20 protein-coding genes are annotated in these 22130 nt (G+C 71.7%); 12 read left to right on the plus strand and 8 right to left on the minus strand.

All coding sequences use genetic code 11. From position 1 onward, the window contains the following. On the minus strand, window positions 1-405 hold a 405-nt coding region (locus AC1DQF_RS04720; RefSeq protein ID WP_477524052.1), incomplete at its 3' end, for a hypothetical protein. 175 nt (window positions 406-580) lie between these two features. Between AC1DQF_RS04720 and AC1DQF_RS04725 the strand changes: the two genes are divergently transcribed. The 11 genes from AC1DQF_RS04725 to rplQ all read left to right on the plus strand — a co-directional run bounded on the left by AC1DQF_RS04725 (window position 581) and on the right by rplQ (window position 15733). Further along, window positions 581-6802: an Ig-like domain-containing protein gene (locus AC1DQF_RS04725; protein ID WP_477524053.1), complete on the plus strand. Its 6222-nt coding sequence runs from the start codon at window positions 581-583 to the stop codon at window positions 6800-6802. Window positions 6803-6875: 73 nt separating this feature from the next. Further along, window positions 6876-7844: an AAA family ATPase gene (locus AC1DQF_RS04730; protein ID WP_477524054.1), complete on the plus strand. Its 969-nt coding sequence runs from the start codon at window positions 6876-6878 to the stop codon at window positions 7842-7844. A 7-nt stretch (window positions 7845-7851) separates the two neighbouring features. After that, window positions 7852-9030, plus strand: coding sequence for a DUF58 domain-containing protein (locus AC1DQF_RS04735; RefSeq protein ID WP_477524055.1), 1179 nt, complete (start codon window positions 7852-7854; stop codon window positions 9028-9030). Further along, the gene (locus AC1DQF_RS04740; protein WP_477524056.1) at window positions 9027-11381 is read left to right on the plus strand and encodes a transglutaminase-like domain-containing protein; all 2355 of its coding nucleotides are present in this window, start codon (window positions 9027-9029) and stop codon (window positions 11379-11381) included. The genes AC1DQF_RS04735 and AC1DQF_RS04740 overlap by 4 nt, the downstream gene beginning before the upstream one ends. Before the next feature lie 257 nt (window positions 11382-11638). Continuing rightward, window positions 11639-11860, plus strand: coding sequence for a translation initiation factor IF-1 (infA, locus tag AC1DQF_RS04745; RefSeq protein WP_056927040.1), 222 nt, complete (start codon window positions 11639-11641; stop codon window positions 11858-11860). 25 nt (window positions 11861-11885) lie between these two features. Then, a complete protein-coding gene (gene rpmJ / locus AC1DQF_RS04750) occupies window positions 11886-11999 on the plus strand; it encodes a 50S ribosomal protein L36 (RefSeq protein WP_056887143.1) in 114 nt (37 codons plus the stop codon). 229 nt (window positions 12000-12228) lie between these two features. Beyond that, window positions 12229-12603: a 30S ribosomal protein S13 gene (gene rpsM, locus AC1DQF_RS04755; RefSeq protein WP_056599771.1), complete on the plus strand. Its 375-nt coding sequence runs from the start codon at window positions 12229-12231 to the stop codon at window positions 12601-12603. A 73-nt stretch (window positions 12604-12676) separates the two neighbouring features. After that, the gene (rpsK, locus tag AC1DQF_RS04760) at window positions 12677-13072 is read left to right on the plus strand and encodes a 30S ribosomal protein S11 (protein ID WP_056887144.1); all 396 of its coding nucleotides are present in this window, start codon (window positions 12677-12679) and stop codon (window positions 13070-13072) included. 31 nt (window positions 13073-13103) lie between these two features. Further along, a complete protein-coding gene (rpsD, locus tag AC1DQF_RS04765) occupies window positions 13104-13712 on the plus strand; it encodes a 30S ribosomal protein S4 (protein WP_457207013.1) in 609 nt (202 codons plus the stop codon). A 109-nt stretch (window positions 13713-13821) separates the two neighbouring features. After that, on the plus strand, window positions 13822-14838 hold the full coding sequence (locus tag AC1DQF_RS04770; protein ID WP_477524057.1) for a DNA-directed RNA polymerase subunit alpha: 1017 nt from the start codon (window positions 13822-13824) through the stop codon (window positions 14836-14838). Window positions 14839-15016: 178 nt separating this feature from the next. After that, complete coding sequence (rplQ, locus tag AC1DQF_RS04775) at window positions 15017-15733, plus strand: 50S ribosomal protein L17, sunset domain variant (protein ID WP_477524058.1); 717 nt, start codon at window positions 15017-15019, stop codon at window positions 15731-15733. Window positions 15734-15796: 63 nt separating this feature from the next. Here the strand turns inward: rplQ and AC1DQF_RS04780 are convergent, their stop codons facing one another. The 3 genes from AC1DQF_RS04780 to AC1DQF_RS04790 form a co-directional block, all read right to left on the minus strand. Next, window positions 15797-16543, minus strand: coding sequence for a DUF2786 domain-containing protein (locus AC1DQF_RS04780; RefSeq protein WP_477524059.1), 747 nt, complete (start codon window positions 16541-16543; stop codon window positions 15797-15799). Window positions 16544-16626: 83 nt separating this feature from the next. Continuing rightward, on the minus strand, window positions 16627-17586 hold the full coding sequence (locus tag AC1DQF_RS04785) for a ketopantoate reductase family protein (protein ID WP_477524060.1): 960 nt from the start codon (window positions 17584-17586) through the stop codon (window positions 16627-16629). Beyond that, a complete protein-coding gene (locus AC1DQF_RS04790) occupies window positions 17583-17954 on the minus strand; it encodes a GntR family transcriptional regulator (protein ID WP_477524061.1) in 372 nt (123 codons plus the stop codon). Before AC1DQF_RS04790 ends, AC1DQF_RS04785 begins: the two co-directional genes overlap by 4 nt. Before the next feature lie 38 nt (window positions 17955-17992). Between AC1DQF_RS04790 and AC1DQF_RS04795 the strand changes: the two genes are divergently transcribed. Then, window positions 17993-18919 carry a PfkB family carbohydrate kinase gene (locus AC1DQF_RS04795; protein WP_477524062.1) on the plus strand — a complete coding sequence of 309 codons (927 nt, stop codon included), beginning with the start codon at window positions 17993-17995 and terminating at the stop codon, window positions 18917-18919. Window positions 18920-18925: 6 nt separating this feature from the next. On the opposite strand, the gene AC1DQF_RS04800 is transcribed toward AC1DQF_RS04795, so the two are convergent. The 4 genes from AC1DQF_RS04800 to AC1DQF_RS04815 form a co-directional block, all read right to left on the minus strand. Continuing rightward, window positions 18926-19495, minus strand: coding sequence for a TIGR03086 family metal-binding protein (locus tag AC1DQF_RS04800; protein WP_477524063.1), 570 nt, complete (start codon window positions 19493-19495; stop codon window positions 18926-18928). A gap of 1 nt (window position 19496) precedes the next feature. Further along, window positions 19497-19994: an SRPBCC domain-containing protein gene (locus AC1DQF_RS04805; protein WP_477524064.1), complete on the minus strand. Its 498-nt coding sequence runs from the start codon at window positions 19992-19994 to the stop codon at window positions 19497-19499. Further along, entirely contained in the window at window positions 19991-20347 is a 357-nt protein-coding gene (locus AC1DQF_RS04810) for an ArsR/SmtB family transcription factor (protein ID WP_477524065.1), read from the minus strand. The genes AC1DQF_RS04805 and AC1DQF_RS04810 overlap by 4 nt, the downstream gene beginning before the upstream one ends. A gap of 98 nt (window positions 20348-20445) precedes the next feature. Further along, window positions 20446-22101, minus strand: a complete 1656-nt coding sequence (locus AC1DQF_RS04815) for an NAD(P)/FAD-dependent oxidoreductase (protein WP_477524066.1) — start codon at window positions 22099-22101, stop codon at window positions 20446-20448. Between the last annotated feature and the right edge of the window lie 29 nt (window positions 22102-22130).

A 22130-nucleotide genomic window follows, 5' to 3' on the forward strand; every position in this document is an offset into this window, starting at 1 on the left:
GCCGTGCGCCGTGCGGTGCGCCAGCGGCCGGATCTCGGCGCGCGAGGCGGCGACCACCCCGCCCACCAGGCGACGGGTGGGGCGGAGGGTGTCGGGGTCGGCACCGCCGTCGAGGGACAGGATGCGGTCGGCGCCCAGGACCCGGACGTGCCCGCGGCCACGCGAGACGCTCGACGAGCCGCCGGAGGACAGGTCGACCACGGCCAGGGCGGGCGGATCTCCCTCGAAGGCCTTCTCCAGGACGGCGAGGACCTCCTCGGTCACCGAGCCGGTGACCGGCCGGGACCCCGACAGCACCGCCCAGACGTCCTCGAGCACGTCGTCGTCGCGCGGATCGGTGACCAGGACCCAGTGGTCACCGGCCCCCAGCAGGACACCGTCCCCTGCGGCGTACCTGGTCTCCACGACCACGAGCCTCTCCTCATTCGGTGCGAGTGCCCAACCGACTAGTCCGATAGTGTCATCACTCGGGGCTCAAGCGTGCCACTCTTGCTCAACTTGTCCGCTGCGCGCGCGGTACCTAGGCTYCATCCTGCGCCGTCGGGGGACGGACATTTCACACCGCGGTAGGGGGCTGCCAGTGGCACGGGTCGGCTTCATGCGACGGCACCGCACCGCCATCGCCTCGAACGCCGCGCTGGCGATCGCGGCCGGCGCCGTGCTCACCTACGCCGTCGCCGCCGATGGCTACCAGGCCCACGAGGCCGAGCTCAACGACGGTGGYATCTGGGTCGTCAACGGCAAGGACGGCATCTACGGCCGCATCAACAAGCCGATCAACCAGCTCGACACCGTCGTCTTCGCCGAGCGGGGCGACCTGCCGCTCGACGTCGTCCAGGACGGCGCCGCCGTGCTGGCGCTCGACGAGCGGGCCAGCACCGCCCAGGTGATCAACCCCGTCACCGGCGAGCTCGATCCCAATGGCCGGATCTCCGTGCCCTCCGCGGGGGACGTGCAGCTGGCGGGCGGCACGCTCGCCTCCGTGGACGCCGAGTCCGGTGGCATCTGGGTGGCCCACATGGACGCCGTGACCGGGCGGTCGCTCGTCACCGGCGCGGACCGGCAGTCCGACCCCTTCGAGGAGGTCGGAGAGGGAGCGGCGCTCGCGGTCAGCCTCGCCGGCACCGCCGTGGTGACCTCGGCGACCGATCGCACCGTGACCTACGTCGTCCCCGACGGGGACGCCTTCGCCAAGCCCCGGACCGAGGACCTGCCCGAGGCCGCCGGTGAGCCCACCGCCGTCACGACCGTCGGTGGCACCGTGGTCACCCTCGACGCCGCGACGGGAGCGCTCACCGTGCTCGGCGGCGGGAGCGCCAGCGTCCCCGAGGACAGCGTGCTTCAGCAGCCCGGCCCCGACGCGGACACCGTGCTGGTCGCCAGCCGCGGCAGCCTGATGAGCGTCGACCTCGCCACGGGCGGGACCACCGTGGTGACCGAGGGGGTCGACGGCCGGCCCGCCGAGCCGGTACGCCTCGGCGCCTGCCAGTACGCCGCGTGGTCCGGCGGCCAGGGCACCGTCGCCGTGCGGTGTGGCGACGACGAGCCCACGGTCTCCGGCCTCGGCGGCAAGGGGCGCGACCTCGCCTTCCGCGTCAACCGGGGCGAGATCGTGCTCAACGACGCCATCACCGGATCGGTGTGGGACGTCGAGGACCTCGACCCCCAGAAGATCGACAACTGGAACGCCTTCACGGCGAGCAAGAAGGTCGAGGACGAGGACAAGAAGAACCAGGAGCAGAGCAACGGCGACCGCCGTCCGCCCAAGGCCAAGCCCGACCAGTACGGCGCGCGCCCCGGCCGGACGACCGTGCTGCACCCCCTCGACAACGACTCCGCACCGGACGGCCGGCTGCTGAGCATCGTGCAGGTCGACGAGCCCAGCGGCGGCGCCCAGGCCGAGATCAGCCCCGACGGCCAGACGATCGTCCTCTCGCTGCCCGACCAGGCTCGTAGCACGTCCTTCGAGTACTACGTGGACGACGGGCGGGACCTCTCCGCGCACGCGACCGTGTCGGTGGGCGTCCGCGGGGACGCCGACAACCGGGCACCCGAGCCCCGCGAGGGCTTCAAGCCCCGGGTGTGGCGGGTCCCCGCCGCCGGCTCGCTCTCGGTCCCGGTGCTCTCCGACTGGCGCGACGACTCCGACGGCGACACCGTGGTGCTCGACTCCGCCACCGCGGTGGGTGGGGAGCAGACCGGTGCGGTCGCCCGCACCACCTCCGACGGACGAGTGCGATTCACGGCGCCCCGCGACGGCGGCGAGCCCGTCCAGGTGTCGTACTCCGTGACCGACGGCCGCTCCGCGCCGGTACGACGCACGATGACCTTCCAGGTGCAGGACAAGCTCGACCAGGAGTCCTTCGCCGCGACGGCCGAGCCCGACGTCGTCCGCGGCGAGGTCGGCCAGCCGATCAAGATCCGGCCGCTCCTCAACGACCTGCCCGGCTCGGACCCGTCGGACCCGGACGCCGGGCTGGCCCTCGGGAGCAAGCTGCCCGAGCAGGCCGGCGCGACGATCAGGACCGACACCGAGAACGGCATCATCACGTTCACCGGCGCCAAGGCCGGGTCGTTCTTCCTCGACTACGACGCGGCCTACGGCAACGCGCCGCTCGACGGCAGCACCATCCGGGTCGACGTGCAGCCCGCCCGGGGCGACCGCGACCCGATCGCGATGCCCGACACCCTGACGGTCTACGGCCAGTCGGCGGCGATCGTCGACGTGCTGGCCAACGACCTCGACCCCGCCGGTGGGCTGCTCGCCGTGCAGCGCGCCGCGGCCGACGACCCCGGCCAGCTGGACGTGGCGATCATCGACGGTCGCTGGCTGCGGATCTCCGCGCCCCGCGGGACCCTCGCGCCCAACCCGCAGCTGGTCACCTACACGATCAGCAACGGCCCTCGGTCGGGCGTCAAGGGCGAGGTGTCCGTGAGCCTGCGCCCGGTCCCGAAGGACAACGCCCCCGTCACCGCCGTGGACCGCGTCACGGTGCGGGCGGGCACGCCGGTGACCGCCCCGGTCCTCGACAACGACCTCTCGCCGTCGGGGGACCGGCTCTCGCTGCTCGGTGACGTCGTCGAGGGCTCGCCAGGTGCCCTGGAGGTGATCGCCCCTCTCGACGTGAAGGGCGACGTGGGTCGCGCCTTCGTCTCGGGCCGCACGGTGCGCTACGTGGCTCCGGCCGACATCGCCGAGCGGGACTCCTTCAAGATCCCCTACATCGCCGCCAACACGACCGGCCAGACGTCCCCGGGGCTGCTGGTCGTCACCATCACGCCGGCGGACGCGCCCAACACGGCCCCCGAGCCGCCCACCCTGGAGTCGCGGGTCGTGTCCGGCGACACGGTCAAGGTGCGGCTCGCCGGCAGCGGCATCGACCCTGACGGCGACCCCGTCACGATCGCGGGCATCACCTCGGCGCCGCGCAAGGGCCGCCTGGTGTCGTTCGGTGGCAACTTCCTGGAGTACCAGGCCTACCCGCRCACCGTCGGCACCGACGAGTTCGCCTACTCCGTGGTGGACACCCGGGGCGGTGTCGCGACGGGGACCGTGCGCATCGTCGTCGTAGCGCCGGACGAGCCGCAGAGCCCGCTGGCCGTCGGTGACCAGCTCACCGTCGAGCCGGGGCGCACGGCCACCTTCGATCCCCTCGCCAACGACTTCGTCGCCCCCGGCGACGACGTCCGCATCGAGCTCGTCGACCCGCCGGCCGGCGTGGAGCTCGACCCGGACACCAGCCTCGTGAGCGTCCCGGCCCCCGACCGGGTGGACGCCCCGGCCGTGCTCGTCGTCTACTCGATCACCAACGGCCTCGACTCCTCGCGGGCCGTGATGAGGCTCGAGACCGCGGCCGACTACAACAACCCGCCGGTCGTGTACGACGCCTTCGGTCGCGCCGACGACAGCGAGAGCGTGACGGTCGACGTGCTCGAGGGCGCCTACGACCCCGACGGCAGGGTCGATGACCTCGTCGTGGCCGAGGTGCTGGGCGACCCCGACGTCGCCCGCATCGCGGGCGACCGCATCAAGGCAGACCGGGCCGCCGCCCCGCTCGTGGTCCCGTTCCGCGTCGAGGACGGCGACGGCGCCTCCGCCACGGCGTCGCTCTACGTGCCGCCGACCGGCACCGGCATCCCGTACGTCAAGCCCGGTGCCCTCATCGAGCTGGACCGCGGCGGCGACTTCTCGGGCAAGCTCGACGACTTCGTCGTCAACCCTTCGGGCGGCGCCCTGCGGCTGACCGGCAAGCGCGCGGTCAGTGCGTCCCCCGCGCAGCTGCAGCCGGCCCCGGACGGCGAGCGCGGCTTCACCGTCGCGTCCGACGCCGACTACCGCGGCCCCGGTGCGCTGCTGCTCGAGGTGACCACGGCCACCGACCCGAGCGGCAACGAGGACCCCCAGGACCCCACGGACGGCTACACGGCCCTGCTGTCGGTCCCGGTGCAGGTCGGCGACGACACCCCCGAGCTCGAGTGCCCCGAGTCCACGATCCCGATCTCGGCCGGGCAGGACTACGACCTCGACATCGCCTCCCTGTGCAACGTCTGGACGCTGGACCCCGCGGACGCGGCCGGCCTCGACTACGAGGGCACCTTCACCGAGGTCGTCGAGGGCGTGGGCGTGAGCGGCAACGGCAGCCCGGTGCTGCGGGTCAGCGCCGCCGAGGACGCCACCGAGGGTGGCACGGCCGTCCTGTCGATCACCGCCGGCGACAGCAACGCCGAGCAGATCCGCTTCCGCCTCGCCGACGCGCCGCCGCCCTCGCTGCTTCCGATCCGCATCGACGACATGGAGGCGGGCGAGTCGAAGACCTACGACCTCGCCAGTTTCCTCGAGCCGGGTGTCTCCCAGCCCGATCCCACCGTGGTGTCGGTCGACCCCGTGGGTGGCTCGGGCGTGAGCGCGAGCGCCAGCGGGTCGTCGGTGACGCTCAAGGCCGGACCTGACGCCCAGGGCACGTCGAGCTTCCGGATCGTGATGAGCGACGTCGCCGACTCAAACAACCCGGAGCGGACCGCCGAGGGCCGCATCGAGTTCGAGGTGCGTGGCACGCCCGGTGCGCCCGGTCCGCCCCGGCCGTTCCCGTCCCTGCAGTCCAACAAGATCTCCATGGGCTGGACGCCCCCGCAGGACGACGGCGGGTCCCCGATCACGGCCTACGAGGTCGTCGAGCTGCGGAAGAACCGGTCGATCACCTGCCGCACCAACGAGTGCGACTTCGGTGGCCTCGAGAACGCCAAGGCCTACCGGTTCAAGGTCCGGGCGATCAACAAGGTCGGCAAGGGGGACTGGAGCCCCATCTCCCAGTCGGCGTTCGCCGACACGGCTCCCGGCCGGGTCGACAACATCCGCATGCAGTCCCGCGGCGACCACACGATCACCGTCGCCTGGAGCCCGCCCACGACCCAGACCTCCAAGGTCCTCAGCTACGTCGTCACGTGGCAGGGTGCCCAGCCGCAGACGGTGCCCGGCGACCAGACCTCGCTGGTGGCCGGCAACCTCGACAACAACACCCAGTACTCGTTCACGGTCAAGGCGCTCAACCGGGTCAACTACTCGCCCCCGCGCACCTCCGAGCCGTTCCAGTCCATGGGCACGCCCGCGCCTCCCGGCACGCCCGCCGTCGTGGACCTCGAGTCCGGGGTGGCGCAGACGTCGGTGCGCATCACGTGGCCCGCGACCCTGCCCGAGGGGCCCGGTCCGACGCTCTACACCGTCACCTACGCGACGCCGTCGGGGACGCAGACCGTTCCGGGCTGCTCGCGCGTCCAGGCCACCACCTGCGTGCACTCCGGCATCACCTACGACGGCACCACGTACGCGTACACCGTCAAGGCGCACAACCCCGACAACACCTCCGGGCCGAGCCAACCGGCGACGTTCCAGGCGGTGGGCAAACCCGCGAGCTGGGGTGCCTGGTCGGTCGCGCCGACCGGCGTGGACCAGCAGGCGCGGGTGCAGGCCGTGGCACCGGAGCCGCGGGGCAAGACGGCACGCGTCGCGATCCTGGTGGGCGGCGGCGTCGTCTGGGAGGGCAACGTGGCCGCAGGCCAGGCGATCTCCCAGGTCGTCCCCACGGCGAGCAACGGCACGGCGTACCAGGTGCAGCTCCGGATGTGCAACGAGTTCGCCGCCCAGGGCGGCTGCACCAGCTCGGACGTCAAGACCACCCAGACCTACGGACCGCTGCGCAGCTCGCACATCTACAGCACGACCCCCGTGGTGGAGGGCAAGTCGATCCGCTGGGTGATCGAGGGCACCAGCAACGGTGACGCCGCGATCATCGACTTCCAGGCCGAGGGCGGCGCCCTGCAGACGATCCGCCTGCCCGGACCGGGGGCCTTCCGGATCGAGACCACGCCGGTGGCGACGACCGACTACAACCAGCGCCAGTCGATGGCGTTCACGCTGTACGACGACGCACCGGCCGGTCGCGGGGAGTTCCGCGACGGCGCCACCGCCGAGTCGGGTGACCCGCCGCCGCCCACGCTGAACCTCTACAAGGGCACGGCGTGCTCGGACAACGACGACGACGCCGCGCCGGACTGTCAGGGCAACATCCTCGACCCGGCGTGCGACGGACCGACATGCGCGCGGCTCCACTTCACCACCGCGGGCTGGACCAACAACTTCTCGTGCACGATCTCGCAGAGCTCCACGTGGAACTTCCGGGGCGAGAGCAAGTCCTTCGACTCCTCCGACGGGGTCAAGACGACGGACTGGTACTTCGGCTCCGGCTACGTCCAGCTCACCTGCAAGTCCAACAAGCAGGAAGTGACGTCCGGCATCAGCTGGTAGCCCGCCCCGAGACACCCACCCCTCACTCCGCACCACACCGACGAGGCACGACACCGATGAACAGGAAGCGTCCATGACGATCTCGCACGAGCAGGCCGACTGGTTCAAGGGGACCTTCGACCAGCTGACCGACAACATGGAGAAGGCCGTGCTGGGCAAGCGCCACGTGGTGCGGCTGGCGCTGACCTGCTTGCTCTCCGAGGGCCACATCCTGCTCGAGGACTTCCCGGGGACGGGCAAGACGATGCTGGCCCGGGCGCTGGCCAACACCGTCCAGGGCAGCCACGCGCGGATCCAGTTCACGCCGGACCTGCTGCCGTCCGACGTCATCGGGGTGACCGTCTACGACCAGCACAAGGGGACCTTCGACTTCCACCCCGGCCCGATCTTCCACACGATCGTGCTCGCCGACGAGATCAACCGGGCGTCGCCGAAGACCCAGTCCGCGCTGCTGGAGGTCATGGAGGAGAGCCGCGTCACCGTCGACGGCGTGGCCCACTCGGTCGGTCGGCCGTTCCTCGTCATCGCCACCCAGAACCCCATCGAGCAGGCCGGCACCTACCGGCTGCCCGAGGCCCAGCTGGACCGCTTCCTGATGAAGACGTCGATGGGCTACCCCGACCGCGCCGCCACCGTCGAGCTGCTCGTCAACGCGGCCGTGCGCGACCGCGCCTCGCTCGTCACCCCGGTGATCACCGCGGACACGATCTCCCAGATGAGCGGGCTCGCCGACCAGGTGTACGTCGACCCGGCCGTCATCGGCTACRTCGCCGAGCTCGCCGAGGAGTCGCGCCGCCAGCCGCACGTCAAGCTCGGGCTGTCGCCCCGCGGCTGCCTGGCCTTCATCCGGGTCGCCAAGACCTGGGCGGCCGCCGACGCCCGCGACCACGTGCTGCCCGACGACATCAAGGAGCTCGCCGAGCCCGTGCTGTCGCACCGCCTGCTCCTCGACGCCGAGGCACAGTTCAGCGGCGTGAGCGTGCAGACCGTCATCGGTCGCCTGCTCGACTCGGTCGCACCGCCCACGGACCGGGTGGCCTGAGCTGCCGATGGAGCGCGTGAAGGAGCTGTTGACGATCGTCCGCCCCACGGGGTGGCTGGTCCTCGGCATCGGTGTGGGGGCGGCGTACGTCGCGGCCCTCGCGGGCTGGCGGGAGATGGCCGTGCTGGCGGCCGCCTGCCTGCTGCTGCTCGCGATCGCGGCGCCCTTCCTCCTCGGCCGGACGTCCGTCGACGTCGACCTGCGCCTCGAGCCGGAGCGCGTCGCCGCGGGGGACTCGGTCGCGGCCGGCGTCGTCGTCCGCAACATCGCCGGCGGACGGCTGCTGCCGACGACGCTCGAGGTGCCCGTCGGGTCCTCCATCCACCGCTACGGCATCGGCTCGCTGCCGGCCGGGGGAGTGCACGAGGAGTCGTTCACCATCCGCACCGAGCGCCGTGGTGTCATCCGGGTCGGCCCCGCCACCACCCGTCGGGGCGACCCGATCGGCATCTTCTCCCGCGACATGGTGTGGACGCCGGTGCGCGAGGTCCTCGTGCGTCCTCCGATGGTGCCCCTGGACTCCCTGGGCGCCGGGCTGCTGCGCGACCTCGAGGGCGTCTCGACCGACGCGGTCTCCCAGAGCGACCTCGCCTTCCACGCCCTGCGCGAGTACGTCCCCGGCGACGACCTGCGCCACATCCACTGGCGCTCCTCGGCCAAGGTGATGGCCTCGACGGGGGAGTCCGCCCTGCTGGTGCGGCAGTACCTCGACACCCGGCGCAGCCACGCCGCCCTGGTCGTGGACGACGACCGGCAGTCCTGGAGCAGCGACGAGGCCTTCGAGGACGCCATGTCGGTGGCCGCGTCGATCGCGGTCCGCGCCGTGCTCGACGAGTTCGACGTCTCCTTCGTGTGCGGCGAGACCGCCTCGACCGGGTCGGACGGCCACCTGGCCCTCGACGCGGTGTGCCGGGCCGACTTCGGCGACACCGGCATCGTGGCGGCCAGTCGCCGGGCCACCGCCGTCGCCCCCGACTGCAGCCTGCTGTTCCTCGTGGGGGGCAAGGACACGTCCTTCACCGACATGCTGCGCGGCTCGGCCGCCTTCCCGCCCGAGGTCCGCCGCTTCGCCGTCGTCCTCGATCCCGAGGGCACCAGCCGGGTCACCGAGACCGGCGGCCTCCCCGTCCTGCACCTCGCCGCCAAGGAAGACCTCGGCGGCCTGCTCCTCTGGAGCCTGCGATGAGCCACGTGGACACCCAGACCCGTTCCCGGCCCGGCCACCTGGTCCCCGACACCCACTCCGTCGTGGACCTGGTGTTCGTGCTGCTGCTGACGGGCGTCGCGCTCTGCGGCCTGGCCACCTCCTTCACCGGCTGGTCGTTCCTGGTGATCGGGATGCTGGGCGCCGTGGTCGCCGTCGTGGTGACCCACCTGTGCCGGGCGGCCGGCTGGCCGCTCGTCGCCCCGGTGCTCCTGCTCACCGTCGTGTTCTTCGTGCTCGGCGGACCGCTCTGCCTGCGCTCGGTGGGGGACACGGCCTTCGTCCCCGGGGGCCGGACTCTCTCCACGCTCGTCGACCAGGCTCTCTTCGGGTGGAAGGACCTGCTCACCACGCTCCCGCCCGTCGACGGGGACGGTCCGCTGCTCGTCCTGCCGTGGCTGCTCGGGCTGGTCGCCGGGGTCCTGGGGACCTCGCTGGCGCACCTGCACCTGCGCCGGTCGTGGCTGACCGCCCTGCTCCCGGTGCTGGGCCTCACCCTCGTGCTGGCCGCCGTGATCCTCCTCGGCGTGCGCCACCCGCAGTCCCTCGTCGTCCAGGGGTCGGCCTTCGCGGCCCTGGCCCTGGGCTGGCTCGCGCTGCGCGCACGCCGGTCGTCGGCGACGGTGCACGGCGGCACCTCCGGCTGGGGCCGGCTCGTGGTCGGGGCCGGGCTCGTCGCGCTGGCCTCGGTGCTCGCCGTACCCGCCTCCGCGCTCGTCATGGGCGACGACGACGGCGAGCGCGCCGTCGTACGCAACTGGGTCGAGCCGCCCTTCGACATCGGCAGGTACCCCTCGCCGCTGGCGGGCTTCCGCAAGTACGTCGACCCGCTCGGCAAGGACGACGCGACCAACGTCTACGACCGCACGCTCTTCACGGTGACCGGCGCCCCGGCGGGGACGCGGGTGCGGCTCGCCACGATGGACCACTACGACGGCATGGTGTGGGGAGCGACCGACAACGCCCTGCCCGAGGCCGCCGCGGACTCCTTCCAGCGCGTCTCGTCGACCATCGACAACCCCGTCGAGGGTGAGCGGGTCGAGGCCACCGTCACGATCGGGGAGGCGTACGACGGCGTCTGGCTCCCGACCGTCGGCGCCCTCCAGTCCCTCGACTTCCGCCTCGGCGACCCGGACGGCAAGGCCGAGGCGTTCCGCTACAACCTCGCCACGTCGACGGCCGTGGTGCCGACCGGGATGCACGAGGGTGACACCTACTCCTTCAGCGCCGTGGTGCCCGACGACTCCCTCGACTCCAGCACCGTGGCCTCGAGCGTCGTGGTCCCGGCCCCGGAGGACACGTCGTTCCTCAAGGCGCCCGCCGCCCAGTGGTCCGCGAAGGCGACCACGCCCATCGAGCGCGTCTACGCCATCGCCGAGCACCTGCGGACCGAGGGCAAGTACTCCGACGGCGTCCGCAAGTCCGAGCAGGTCTACCACCCCGGCCACAACGTCCAGCGGCTCTCGGACGGCTTCGTCCAGGCCCAGCAGATGGTCGGCAACGACGAGCAGTACGCCGCGATCATGGCGCTGCTGGCCGGCGAGGTGGGGGTGCCGGCCCGCGTCGTGCTGGGCGCCGAGGTGCCCGAGGGCGGTGTGGTCACCGGCAAGGACGTCTCGGCCTGGGTGGAGCTCCGTGCCGCCGACGGGTCCTGGCGGACGCTGCCGACCGAGGCCTTCATGTCCGACGAGCCGCCGGCCGACCAGCTGCCGGAGACCAACACCCCCATGACCGGCACGATCGTCCCGCCGCCGGTGCCGATCCCGCCGCCCTCGGACGCCGGCGACCAGAGCGACGCCGAGCTCAAGGAGCGCAAGGCGGACAAGAAGGACGCCGACGAGGACGAGGAGTCGGTCGTCGAGCGCCTGCCCGGCTGGATCCTGGTGGCCGCGACGTACGTCGGTGGCCCGTTGCTCGTGGTCCTGCTGGCGGTCGCTGCCATCCTCGGGCTCAAGCTGCTGCGTCGACGTCGCCGGCGCAACGCCGCCAGCGTGTCGGCGCGCTTCGTGGGGGCCTGGCGCGAGCTCGTCGACCACGCCCGTGACCTCGGCCGGCCGGTGCCGCTGGGCCCGACCGTGACCCGGCGCGAGCAGTCCGGGTCGATCGGGACCGAGCAGGCTCCCTCGCTGGCACGTCGGGCCGACAGCTTCGTCTTCGGCCCCGCCACCCCCGAGGCGGGGGCCGCCGCGACCTTCTGGGAGACTGTGGACGCCGAGCGACGCTCGATGTCGCGGTCCGTGGGCCGCCGTCAGCGCCTGCTCGCCGCGATCAACCTGCGATCGCTGCGCCCGACCGGGCCGAGCGGCCGTGCGATCCGCCGCCGCCTGCGCTGATTGGTCTTTTCCCGGAGCGCGAGACTAAACTGGCGTGTCGGCCCAACGTGGGTTGTGTTTCGTGGTGCCTCGCGGCTGCCGGAAGCGCCTCGACCGCCAGCAAAAGCGGTTCGTGACGTGCCCGGGTGATGAGGTCCACGGCCGCGCTTCACGAGGTCCACCGGTCCCTGAGGGCCGGAGGTTCGCGGGCCGACCCCCGCCACCAACGTGGCGTGGTGCAGCAACGGTAGACAAACGACCAACAGATTGTGGAGGACATGCCGAAGAAAGAAGGCGTGATCGAACTCGAGGGCTCCGTCGTGGAGGCCCTTCCGAATGCCATGTTCCGGGTCGAGCTGACCAACGGACACAAGGTGCTCGCCCACATCAGCGGCAAGATGCGCCAGCACTACATCCGGATCCTCCCCGAGGACCGCGTGGTGGTGGAGCTGTCCCCCTACGACCTGACCCGCGGTCGGATCGTCTACCGCTACAAGTAACCAGCCGATCCGAAAGGTCCTTCTGATGAAGGTCAAGCCCAGCGTCAAGGCGATGTGCGACAAGTGCAAGGTCATCCGTCGCCACGGACGCGTCATGGTCATCTGCGAGAACCCGCGCCACAAGCAGCGCCAGGGCTGAGCAGTCCCGTTGGGGCCGGGCGAAGCCCGGACACAACGAGACAGCGAACCCCGCTGCCGCTCGCGGCAAGGGGACAGCTCATCGCAGGACCGCAACTGAGACACCCACAACGTGATCGCTAGCCCGGCAGCAGCCGGTGCGAAGACACCTCCGGAGCAGTGGCCGGAGCCCGCAGGAGCGGGATGCGACACGACCGAAACCATTGTGAGCAACAGACAAGGAAAGCCACATGGCACGCCTCGTTGGTGTTGACCTCCCGCGCGACAAGCGCATCGAGATCGCACTCACCTACATCTACGGCATCGGCCGTACCCGCGCCCAGCAGCTGCTCGCCGCCACCGGGGTCGACCCGAACGCGCGAGTGCACACGCTCGGCGACGAGGAGCTGGTCAAGCTCCGCGACGAGATCGAAGCCAACTTCAAGATCGAGGGTGACCTCCGTCGCGAGGTCCAGGCAGACATCCGCCGCAAGATCGAGATCGGCAGCTACCAGGGTCGCCGTCACCGCATGGGCCTCCCGGTCCGCGGCCAGCGCACCAAGACCAACGCGCGTACCCGCAAGGGTCCCAAGCGCACTGTCGCCGGCAAGAAGAAGGCGAAGTGACCCGGCGCTGACGCGCTGAGTCCCGCCGATTCACTCGAAGCTTCCAGACCAGAACCTCGTAGGAGATACCTGAATGCCTCCCAAGAGCCGCGCGACCAAGGTCCGCCGCAAGGAGAAGAAGAACGTCGCTCAGGGCGAAGCCCACATCAAGAGCACGTTCAACAACACCATCGTCACGATCACCGACCCCACCGGGGCGGTCATCTCGTGGGCCTCTGCCGGCACCGTCGGCTTCAAGGGCTCGCGCAAGTCCACGCCGTTCGCCGCGCAGATGGCAGCCGAGGCTGCGGGTCGTCGGGCGATGGAGCACGGGATGAAGAAGATCGACGTCTTCGTGAAGGGCCCCGGTTCGGGCCGCGAGACGGCGATCCGTTCGCTGGGTGCGATCGGCCTCGAGGTCGGCACCATCCAGGACGTCACCCCCACGCCCCACAACGGATGCCGGCCGCCCAAGCGCCGCCGCGTCTGACCCGACACCCGAGAAAGAGAGACTTCCTGCCATGGCCCGTTACACCGGCCCGATCACCCGCAAGTCGCGCCGCCTCGGTGTCGACCTCGTCGGCGGCGACGCTGCCTTCGAGAAGCGTCCCTACCCCCCCGGCCAGCACGGCCGTCGCCGCATCAAGGAGAGCGAGTACCTCCTCCAGCTGCAGGAGAAGCAGAAGGCCCGCTTCACCTACGGCGTGATGGAGAAGCAGTTCCTCCGCTACTACAAGGAAGCCAACCGTCGCCAGGGCAAGACCGGTGACAACCTGCTCCAGCTCCTCGAGTGCCGCCTCGACAACGTGGTCTACCGCGCCGGGTTCGCCCGTACGCGTCGCCACGCCCGTCAGCTCGTCGTGCACGGTCACTTCACGGTCAACGGTCACAAGGTCGACATCCCGTCGTTCCAGGTGTCGGCCCACGACATCATCGACGTCCGCGAGAAGTCGCTCGAGATGACCCCGTTCATCGTCGCCCGCGAGACCCACGGCGAGCGTCACGTTCCTGCATGGATGGAGGCCATCCCGACCCGGATGCGCATCCTGATCCACCAGGTGCCGGTCCGTGCACAGATCGACGTGCCCGTCACCGAGCAGCTCATCGTCGAGTACTACTCGAAGAAGTAATCCTTGCCGGTGGCTGTCCTCGGGGGCGGCCACCGGTCCCTCCCTTTCACAACAATCCTGTGACTTCGGGCCCGTCAAATGGTGGGTGGGTCCGGAAAGGAAAAAATCAGTGCTTATCGCTCAGCGCCCGACCCTGTCGGAAGAGTCCGTCGACGAGTTCCGTTCGCGGTTCGTCATCGAGCCGCTGGAGCCCGGCTTCGGCTACACGCTCGGCAACTCGCTGCGCCGTACCCTCCTGTCCTCCATCCCCGGTGCGTCCGTCACCAGCATCAAGGTCGACTCGGTGCTGCACGAGTTCTCGACGATCGAGGGCGTGACCGAGGACGTCACCGAGATCATCCTCAACCTCAAGGGCCTCGTCGTCTCCTCGGAGCACGACGAGCCGGTCGTCATGTACCTGCGCAAGTCGGGTGCCGGTGACGTCACCGCAGCGGACATCACGCCGCCCGCCGGCGTCGAGGTCCACAACCCCGACCTGAAGATCGCCACGCTGTCCGACAAGGGCAAGCTGGACGTCGAGCTCGTCGTCGAGCGTGGCCGCGGCTACGTCTCGGCCGTGCAGAACAAGGGTGCGGACAACGAGATCGGCCGCATCCCGGTCGACTCGATCTACAGCCCGGTCCTCAAGGTCACCTACAAGGTCGAGGCCACCCGTGTCGAGCAGCGCACGGACTTCGACAAGCTGGTGATCGACGTCGAGACCAAGCCGTCGATGCGTCCCCGCGACGCCATCGCCTCGGCCGGCAAGACGCTGGTCGAGCTCTTCGGCCTGGCCCGTGAGCTCAACGTCGAGGCCGAGGGCATCGACATCGGTCCCTCGCCCGTCGACGAGCAGCTCGCCGCCGACCTCGCCCTCCCGGTCGAGGACCTGCAGCTGACGGTCCGGTCCTACAACTGCCTCAAGCGCGAGGGCATCCACACCGTGGGTGAGCTCATCAGCCGCTCGGAGCAGGACCTGCTCGACATCCGCAACTTCGGTGCGAAGTCGATCGACGAGGTCAAGGCCAAGCTGGTCGAGATGGGTCTGTCCCTCAAGGACAGCGCGCCCGGCTTCGACCCGCACGCGGCCCTGGCGGCGTACGGCGACGACGACGACGACGCCTTCGTCGAGGACGAGCAGTACTAATTGAATGGCGCGAGCGGGTCGCCTCCGGCGCCCCGCTGCCGCGCCGCAGTTGATCTTGACTGTGGTTGCGGTTGCGTGGCGTCTCACCGGCGCCCCGCTCGCCCGGTCCAAACCGTTCCTCTCCCTGAGGGACGTCTACCCCGGTACCTGACACGGCCGGAGAGAAGCGAGAACTGACATGCCCAAGCCCAAGAAGGGCAAGCGCCTCGGCGGTAGCCCCGCCCACCAGCGCCTGATCCTCTCGAACCTGGCCACCGCCCTGTTCGAGCACGGCCGCATCACCACCACCGAGACCAAGGCCCGCATGCTGCGCCCGGTCGCGGAGAAGCTGATCACCAAGGCCAAGCGTGGAGACCTGCACAACCGTCGCGAGGTCCTCAAGACCATCCGCGACAAGTCGGTCGTGCACACCCTCTTCACCGAGATCGGCCCGACGTTCGCCGAGCGCCCCGGCGGCTACACCCGGATCACCAAGATCGGTCCGCGCAAGGGCGACAACGCCCCCATGGCGGTCATCGAGCTGGTGACCGAGGCGTACAGCCCCAAGGCTGCCTCGACCAAGAAGACGCAGGCCGCCGCCCCGGCGCCGGCCGCTGCGGCCGAGGAGGCTCCCGCCGAGGAGACCACCGAGGCCGAGGCGACCGAGGCCGAGGTCCCCWCGGTCGCGGCCGACGAGGACGTCACGGACGGCAACGTGTCGGGCAAGTACTCCGGCTCGCACGCGCCGATGGAGAACGCCGACGAGGCCCCCGAGGGCTTCCCGGTGAAGGGCAACGAGAACTCGATGAAGTTCCACGAGCCCGACGGCCAGTGGTACGCCCAGACGGTCGCTGAGGTGTGGTTCGACTCGGTCGAGTCCGCCGAGGCCGCTGGCTTCACGCGCGCCGGCGAGTGATCTGACCGCTCTCCTTCGAAGGCCCGTCACCCCGCTGGGGTGGCGGGCCTTCGTGCGTCCGGCTCACCTCGCGGGCAGGGAGCGTCGCCCGCCGCGCAGGCGGGCGTCCCCGAGGTCCGCACGCTGGCCGGCGCTCCAGCCGTCCCGGGCACCGGTGCCGGAGAGCCGCCGGGCCGTGGCCTGCTGGAGGTGGGGGTACGTCTCGTCGCGCGCGGCCTCCACGGCGTGCGAGCGGTCGGCCAGGACGATCGCACTGGACGTGCCGCGCCGGGCGAACCGGTCGTCCGCGCCCTCGGCGGCGGCCCTCTCGACGCGGACCAGCCGGGCGCCGATGGACTGGGTGAAGCCCGCCAGCCAGCTGCGTCGGAACGCGGCCGGGTGGTCGTGGGACGGCACCGGGGTGCGCGCGAGGGTGTGCAGCCCCTGCACGAGGAGGCTGGTGAACAGGATCTCCACCCGCTGCAGGTCGGACCGGTGGCCGAACAGGTGCAGGGACAGCTCCTTGGTGCCGTCGGGGTAGCGGGTGCGGCGCACGCCACGACACCCGAGGGCGGACGCGACGGTGCCGAGCAGGTCGGCCTTGTCCGCGGCATAGGGGCGCTCGACGACGATGACGAGGTCGCCGACCACGTCCAGGGACGGGTCGGCGAGGGCGAGCAGGGCGCGGTCGATGCCGTGGGCCGCCATCAGCGCGGCGGCCTTGGCCGTGTAGGTCTCGGCCTCCGCTGCAGTCGCGGCGGGGTCCTCGGCCTTGGCCAGCAGCTTGCGCACCCGGGCCAGCATCGGGGCGGTGTCGTCGGTGTGGTCCATGTCAGTGGCTCCCGGGGTCAGTGGTGGTGCTCTCGGAGACTGGCACGGCGTACCGACAACCCGAGGGGCTCATCCACAGCTCGTCACGGCAGCGACGCCAGGACCTCGGCGGCCGAGAGGGTGCGCGGCGCCCCACCGGTCAGGGTCAACCGGCGAGTGGCGGCCACCACCGCCTCGCAGGCCGGGGTGGGGACGCCGTGCAGCCGACCGAGGAGCACGACCTCGCCGGCGAGATAGTCGACCTCTGTGTCCCCGGTCCCTCGCTGCAGGCTCTGCCACGTGGAGCCGCCGGCGGCCGGCAGGTCCTCGCGTTGGCGGAGCACGTCGCCGCGCCGCTCCCGGTCGGCCTCGGCCGTGGTGAGCGTGAGGCCCGCCGCAGCCAGGACGCGCTCACCCTCGAGGTGCGCGACCTCGGCCAGCTCGTCGGCCTCTGCGCCGGGCGCGAACGACGCGTCCACGCCGTTGCCGACGTTCATCAGGAGCTTGCGGCGCTTCCACGCCATCACGTCGTCACGCTCCACGGACTCGAAGCCGGCCGCGCGCAGGTCGGCGGCGATCGAGGCCGTGCGGTCGTCGGTGCCGTCCGGGATGCGACCCACGTCCAGGATGCCGGGCACGGGATGGCACTTCGCGACCACGAGTCCGGGCTCGAGGTGGGTGGAGGGCAGCATCACACACACGGCGTAGGTCGCCGCGAACCTGCGCAGGGCCGCGAGCTCGGTCGCGACGCCGTTGGTGGCGCAGACGACCGGGGTGCCGGCGGGTGCGTGYGCGGCGAGGTCGTCGAGGGCGGCTGCGGCCTGGTGCGACTTCACCGCGAGCAGCACGACGGTGTCGTCGGTCCACTCCACGTCGGCGGCGGTGTCGGTGGCCGGGGCCACGATGCGGTGCATGCCGTCGCCCGTGTCCAGCCGCAGCCCGCCGTCGCGGATGGCGGCCAGGTGCGCACCGCGGGCCACCAGCGTGGTGGGGAGGCCGGCGAGGTGCAGGTGGCCGCCGACGACCCCGCCTACCGCGCCGGCACCGTGGACGACCCACCTCATCGCGACCACCCCTGCTCGAGGAGTCGTGAGGTCTCGGCCAGGGTGAGCCCGGCGCGCCGGGCCGCGAGGGCGAGGGCGTCCGCCGCGTCTTGGACGGCCGTCGGGGTGGCGACCGTGCCGGTCACGCGGGTGCCGCGCCGTCCCTCGGTGGCCACGAGGCCGTCGGCCTCGAGCTCCTTGTAGACGCGGGCCACGGTGTTGACCGCCAGTCCGAGGTCGCCCGCGAGGGCGCGGACGGTCGGCAGCCGGCTGCCGGCGGGGAGCCGGCCGTCTCGGATCCGGGCGGCGAGCTGGACCCGGACCTGCTCGTACGGCGCGGTGCCCGACTCCGGATCGAGGGGATCGAGGTCGATCCTGGCGAGCTCCATGCGCGCCAGCCTAGGTGCGGAGGTGGTAGAACCACGCCATGGACCGGGTGGAGCAGGTGGCGCTGGTGGTCGGTGAGGCACTCGTCGACGTCGTGCGGGGACGGGACGGCAGCGAGCGCGACCATGCGGGCGGGAGCTCGGCCAACGCGGCGGTGGCGATGAGTCGACTCGGTCGCCCGGTGTGGTTCGCGAGCGCGTGGGCCGACGACGCGCACGGCCGGCTGCTCGCCAGCCACCTCAGCGCCAACGACGTACGGATGGCGGTCGACCCGCTCGTGCTCACCCGCACGGCCACGGCCGTGGCGACGCTGGCCGAGGACGGTTCGGCGAGCTACGTCTTCGACATCGAGTGGCGGGTGCCGGACATGTCGCTGCCCGAGCACGTCGTCCCGGCGGTGGTGGTCTACGGCTCCATCGGGGCCGCACTGGCGCCCGGGGCCGACGACGTCGCGGCGCTGGTGGAGTCGGCCCGGGGGAGCGCGCTGAGCGTGTTCGACGTCAACGCACGGCCGGCCATCACCGGCACGGGGGACGAGGTCGTCGCCCGGGCCGAGCAGATGGCGCGCCTGGCTGACGTCGTCAAGGCGAGCGACGAGGACCTGGAGACGCTCTGGCCGGGTCGGACCCAGCGTGAGGTGGCCGGCCTCCTCCTCGCCGCCGGGGCCGGGGCGGTGGTGGTGACCCTCGGCGGAGCCGGGGTGCGCTGGTACGCCGACGAGGGCGAGGTCGAGGTCGCCGCGCCGCGGGTCGAGGTCGCCGACACGATCGGGGCCGGGGACACGGTGACGGCCGCGGTCGTCCACGCCTTGTGGGACCTGGGCGTCGTGGGTCCCGGCGCGGGTGAGCGCCTGCGGGCCCTGTCGGCCGACGACCGGTCGGGGGTGCTCGAGTTCGCCGCGCGCGCCGCCGCGGTGACCGTCAGCCGTCCCGGCGGGGACCCGCCCCACCGGCACGAACTGGACTGAGGGTCGTCAGCGCGCCGGGGGCGCCCAGGCCGGGTCGCGGCCGATGAAGCCCATCAGCCGGTCGACCACCGGTGCGTCGTCGGCGACGGCCACCGGCGCGCCGTACTGGCCCGAGGAGCGCAGCACCTCCTCCATCTGCTGGAGGCCCCCGAGCAGCGCGCCCGCGAAGTCCTCGTCCAGGGCGACCTCCTGCCCGGTGGCCCGCGCCAGGTCCCAGCTGTGCATGAAGACGTCGGAGATGTAGAACTGGTCGACCGCGACGGCGAGGCGGTGCGTCCCGACGTACGGGTGGGTGAAGGACTCCTCTCCCCGCTCCTCGATGACGGCCTGGACGGCGTCGGCGTGGTGGTCCCACGCTCCGGCCGGGTCATCGGCGACCGCCGGTCCGGGCGGGAGGGAGACGCCCCCGGCGGTGAGGAAGCCGGGGAACCACTCCACGAGGTGGGCAACCACGTCCCGCGCGGTCCAGCCGTCGACGGGGGCGGCCGCCTGCCAGTCGTCGGCCCCGTGGACGAGTGCCCCGAACGTCTTGGACACCTCCCGGTGGCGCGCGGCCGGCGTGTCGGGCAGGGCCATCTCAGGCGGCCCCGTCGGCGAGCAGGGCGTCGAGCGAGCGGTAGCCCTCGTGGATGCCGACCTCCATGCCGCTGGCCAGCATGCCGTCGCGAGCCTCGAACGAGTCGCACAGCGAGAAGGCGTGCAGCCGGGTCATCCCGTTGCCGAGGTCCTCGAAGGTCATCGTCTCGAGGGCGACCGCCTCCGGCATCTCCTCCCACGTGAAGGTCTGCACGAGCCGGTCCTCGCCGACGTAGGGGAAGGTGCCGCGGAAGGCGAACTCCTCGCCGTCACGGCGCCCGACGTACCGGTAGGAGCCGAGGGTGCGGCAGTCCCAGTGGTCGATGGTCATCGCCACCGAGTCGGGCCCGACCCACCGGGCGAACAGGTCGGGGTCGGTGTGCGCCCGCATGAGCTGGGCGGGAGTCGCGGCGAAGTCGCGCCAGATGTGGACGGCGGGCACGGTCGGGTCGGCCTCGATGGCGGCCTCGGCGTAGCGGTGGTCCTGTGCGGTGGTCATGATGCGGTTCCTTCCTGGGCGGTGGGGTCATCGGTCTCCTGCAGGGAGGCCAGCACGGCGTCGAGGCGGGCGAAGCGCTCCTCGGCCTGTCGCCGGTAGCGCTCGATCCACTTGGTCATCAGGTCGAACACCTCGGCTTCCAGGTGCACCGGGCGGCGCTGGGCCTCTCGGCTCCGACTGACCAGGCCGGCCTCCTCGAGCACCTTGAGGTGCTTGGAGACCGCCTGGAGGCTCACGTCGTACGGCGCGGCGAGGTCACCGACCGTCGCGTCGGCGACGGTGAGGCGAGCGACCATGTCGCGTCGGGTGGGGTCGGCAAGGGCGGCGAAGACGCGGGAGAGCTGGTCGGTCATGGTCGTCCACCTTCCTCAACTGATCGGTTGATCAAAGGTAGTCCGGACGCTGAACGGTTGTCAACCGTTGCGTTGAATGCACTGCTCGGGACGGGTCTTCAGCCCAGCCAGTCGTGCACGAGCGACACCACCGACGCGCCCTCGCCCGACGCCGAGGCGACCCGCTTCATCGACCCGGCCCGGATGTCGCCGGCGGCGAAGATGCCCGGGACCGTCGTCGCGAGGTTGGCGGGTGGCAGTCCGTCCACCCAGGCCTCGGGGGGGACGTCGCGGCCGGTGAGCACGAAGCCGCGCTCGTCGCGGGCGACCTCGTCGGGCAACCACTCGCACTGCGGGTCGGCGCCGAGCAGCAGGAACAGGCCGCGGATCTCACGACGGTGCCGGTCCCCGCTCGTCACGTCCTCGACGTCCACCCACTCCAGGCGTCCGTCGCCGCCACCGTCCACGACGCGGGCGCTGCCGAGGACCTCGATGCGCGGGTTGTAGCCGATCTCGCTGATCAGGTAGTGCGACATGGTCGCCGCCAGGTCCGGGCGACGGATCATGATCGTGACCGAGCGGGCGAAGCGGGCCAGGTGCACGGCCGCCTGGCCCGCGCTGTTGCCGCCGCCGACCACGATGACGTCGGCCCCCTCCATCTCCCGCGACGCGGTCATCGCGGCGCCGTAGTGGACGCCGTACCCGACCAGCCCGTCGAGGGAGGCGATGCCGATGCGTCGGTAGGTGACGCCGGTGGAGATCACCACCGCTCGGGCGTGCACGTCGCCACCCTCGGTGCGCACGACGTGCGGGCGCCCGTCCGCGCCCGGCTCGAGGGAGACGACCGGCCACCCGGTGAAGAAGCGCGTGCCGAAGCGGATCGCCTGGTTGCGGGCGCGCTGGGCCAGCCGCATGCCCGAGATGCCGCGGGGGAAGCCGAGGTAGTTGCGGATCATCGAGCTGGTGCCGGCCTGGCCGCCGATGGCCTCACCCTCCACGGCAACCGTGGAGAGACCCTCACTGGCTCCGTAGACGCTGGCCGCCAGGCCGGCGGGCCCGGCGCCGATGACGACGAGGTCGACCACCTGGTCGACCTCGATGTCGTCGGGACGGCCGTAGAGGGTCACCGCGAGGTCGTGGGTGCTCGTGGGGACGAAGGGCGCCGTCGAGGTGAATGCTTCCACCAGGGGCCAGCGTCCGTCGTCGACCACGCGCCGGGAGACCACGTCGCGGCCCTCCTCGCTGTCGGGGTGGAAGACGCCGCACGGCAGGCCGACCCGCTCGAGGTAGTCCCGCAGCTGGAGGGTGAGCACGTCGTTCTCGGGCGTGACGATGCGGACCGTCACGACCTCGGGCACCGCGACCGTGGCGGCCCAGTCGTTGAGCAGGTCGATGACCGCGGTGTGGAACTCCTCGTCGCGCACCCCGCGCGGCATCAGCAGGAACGCGTCGTACTTGCCGGTCGCCTGGCCGTGGCGCAGGGCCTCGGCGTCGCGGCGGAAGTTCTCCCAGTGCGAGACCACGACGCGGCGCGCGGTCGGGACGGTCTGCCGGATCTTGCCGATCGCCGGGTAGAGCTCCATGTCGGGCAGCTCGGACTCCAGGACGAAGAGGGCGACCTGCCCGCCCGAGCCGATCACCTCGACGGCGTGCTGCTTGCCCTCGGCGGCCGTCGTGGCGAGGCGGACGTCGTACTCGCGTGCGTAACGGGAGAACTGCTCCTCCAGGACGTCGAGGTGCGCGCCGGAGACGAGGATGATCGCGGGGTTGCTCACGCGTCGAGTATGGCGGCTCGGGGCGCGCG

Source organism: Nocardioides sp. P4_G4, from assembly GCF_056401085.1.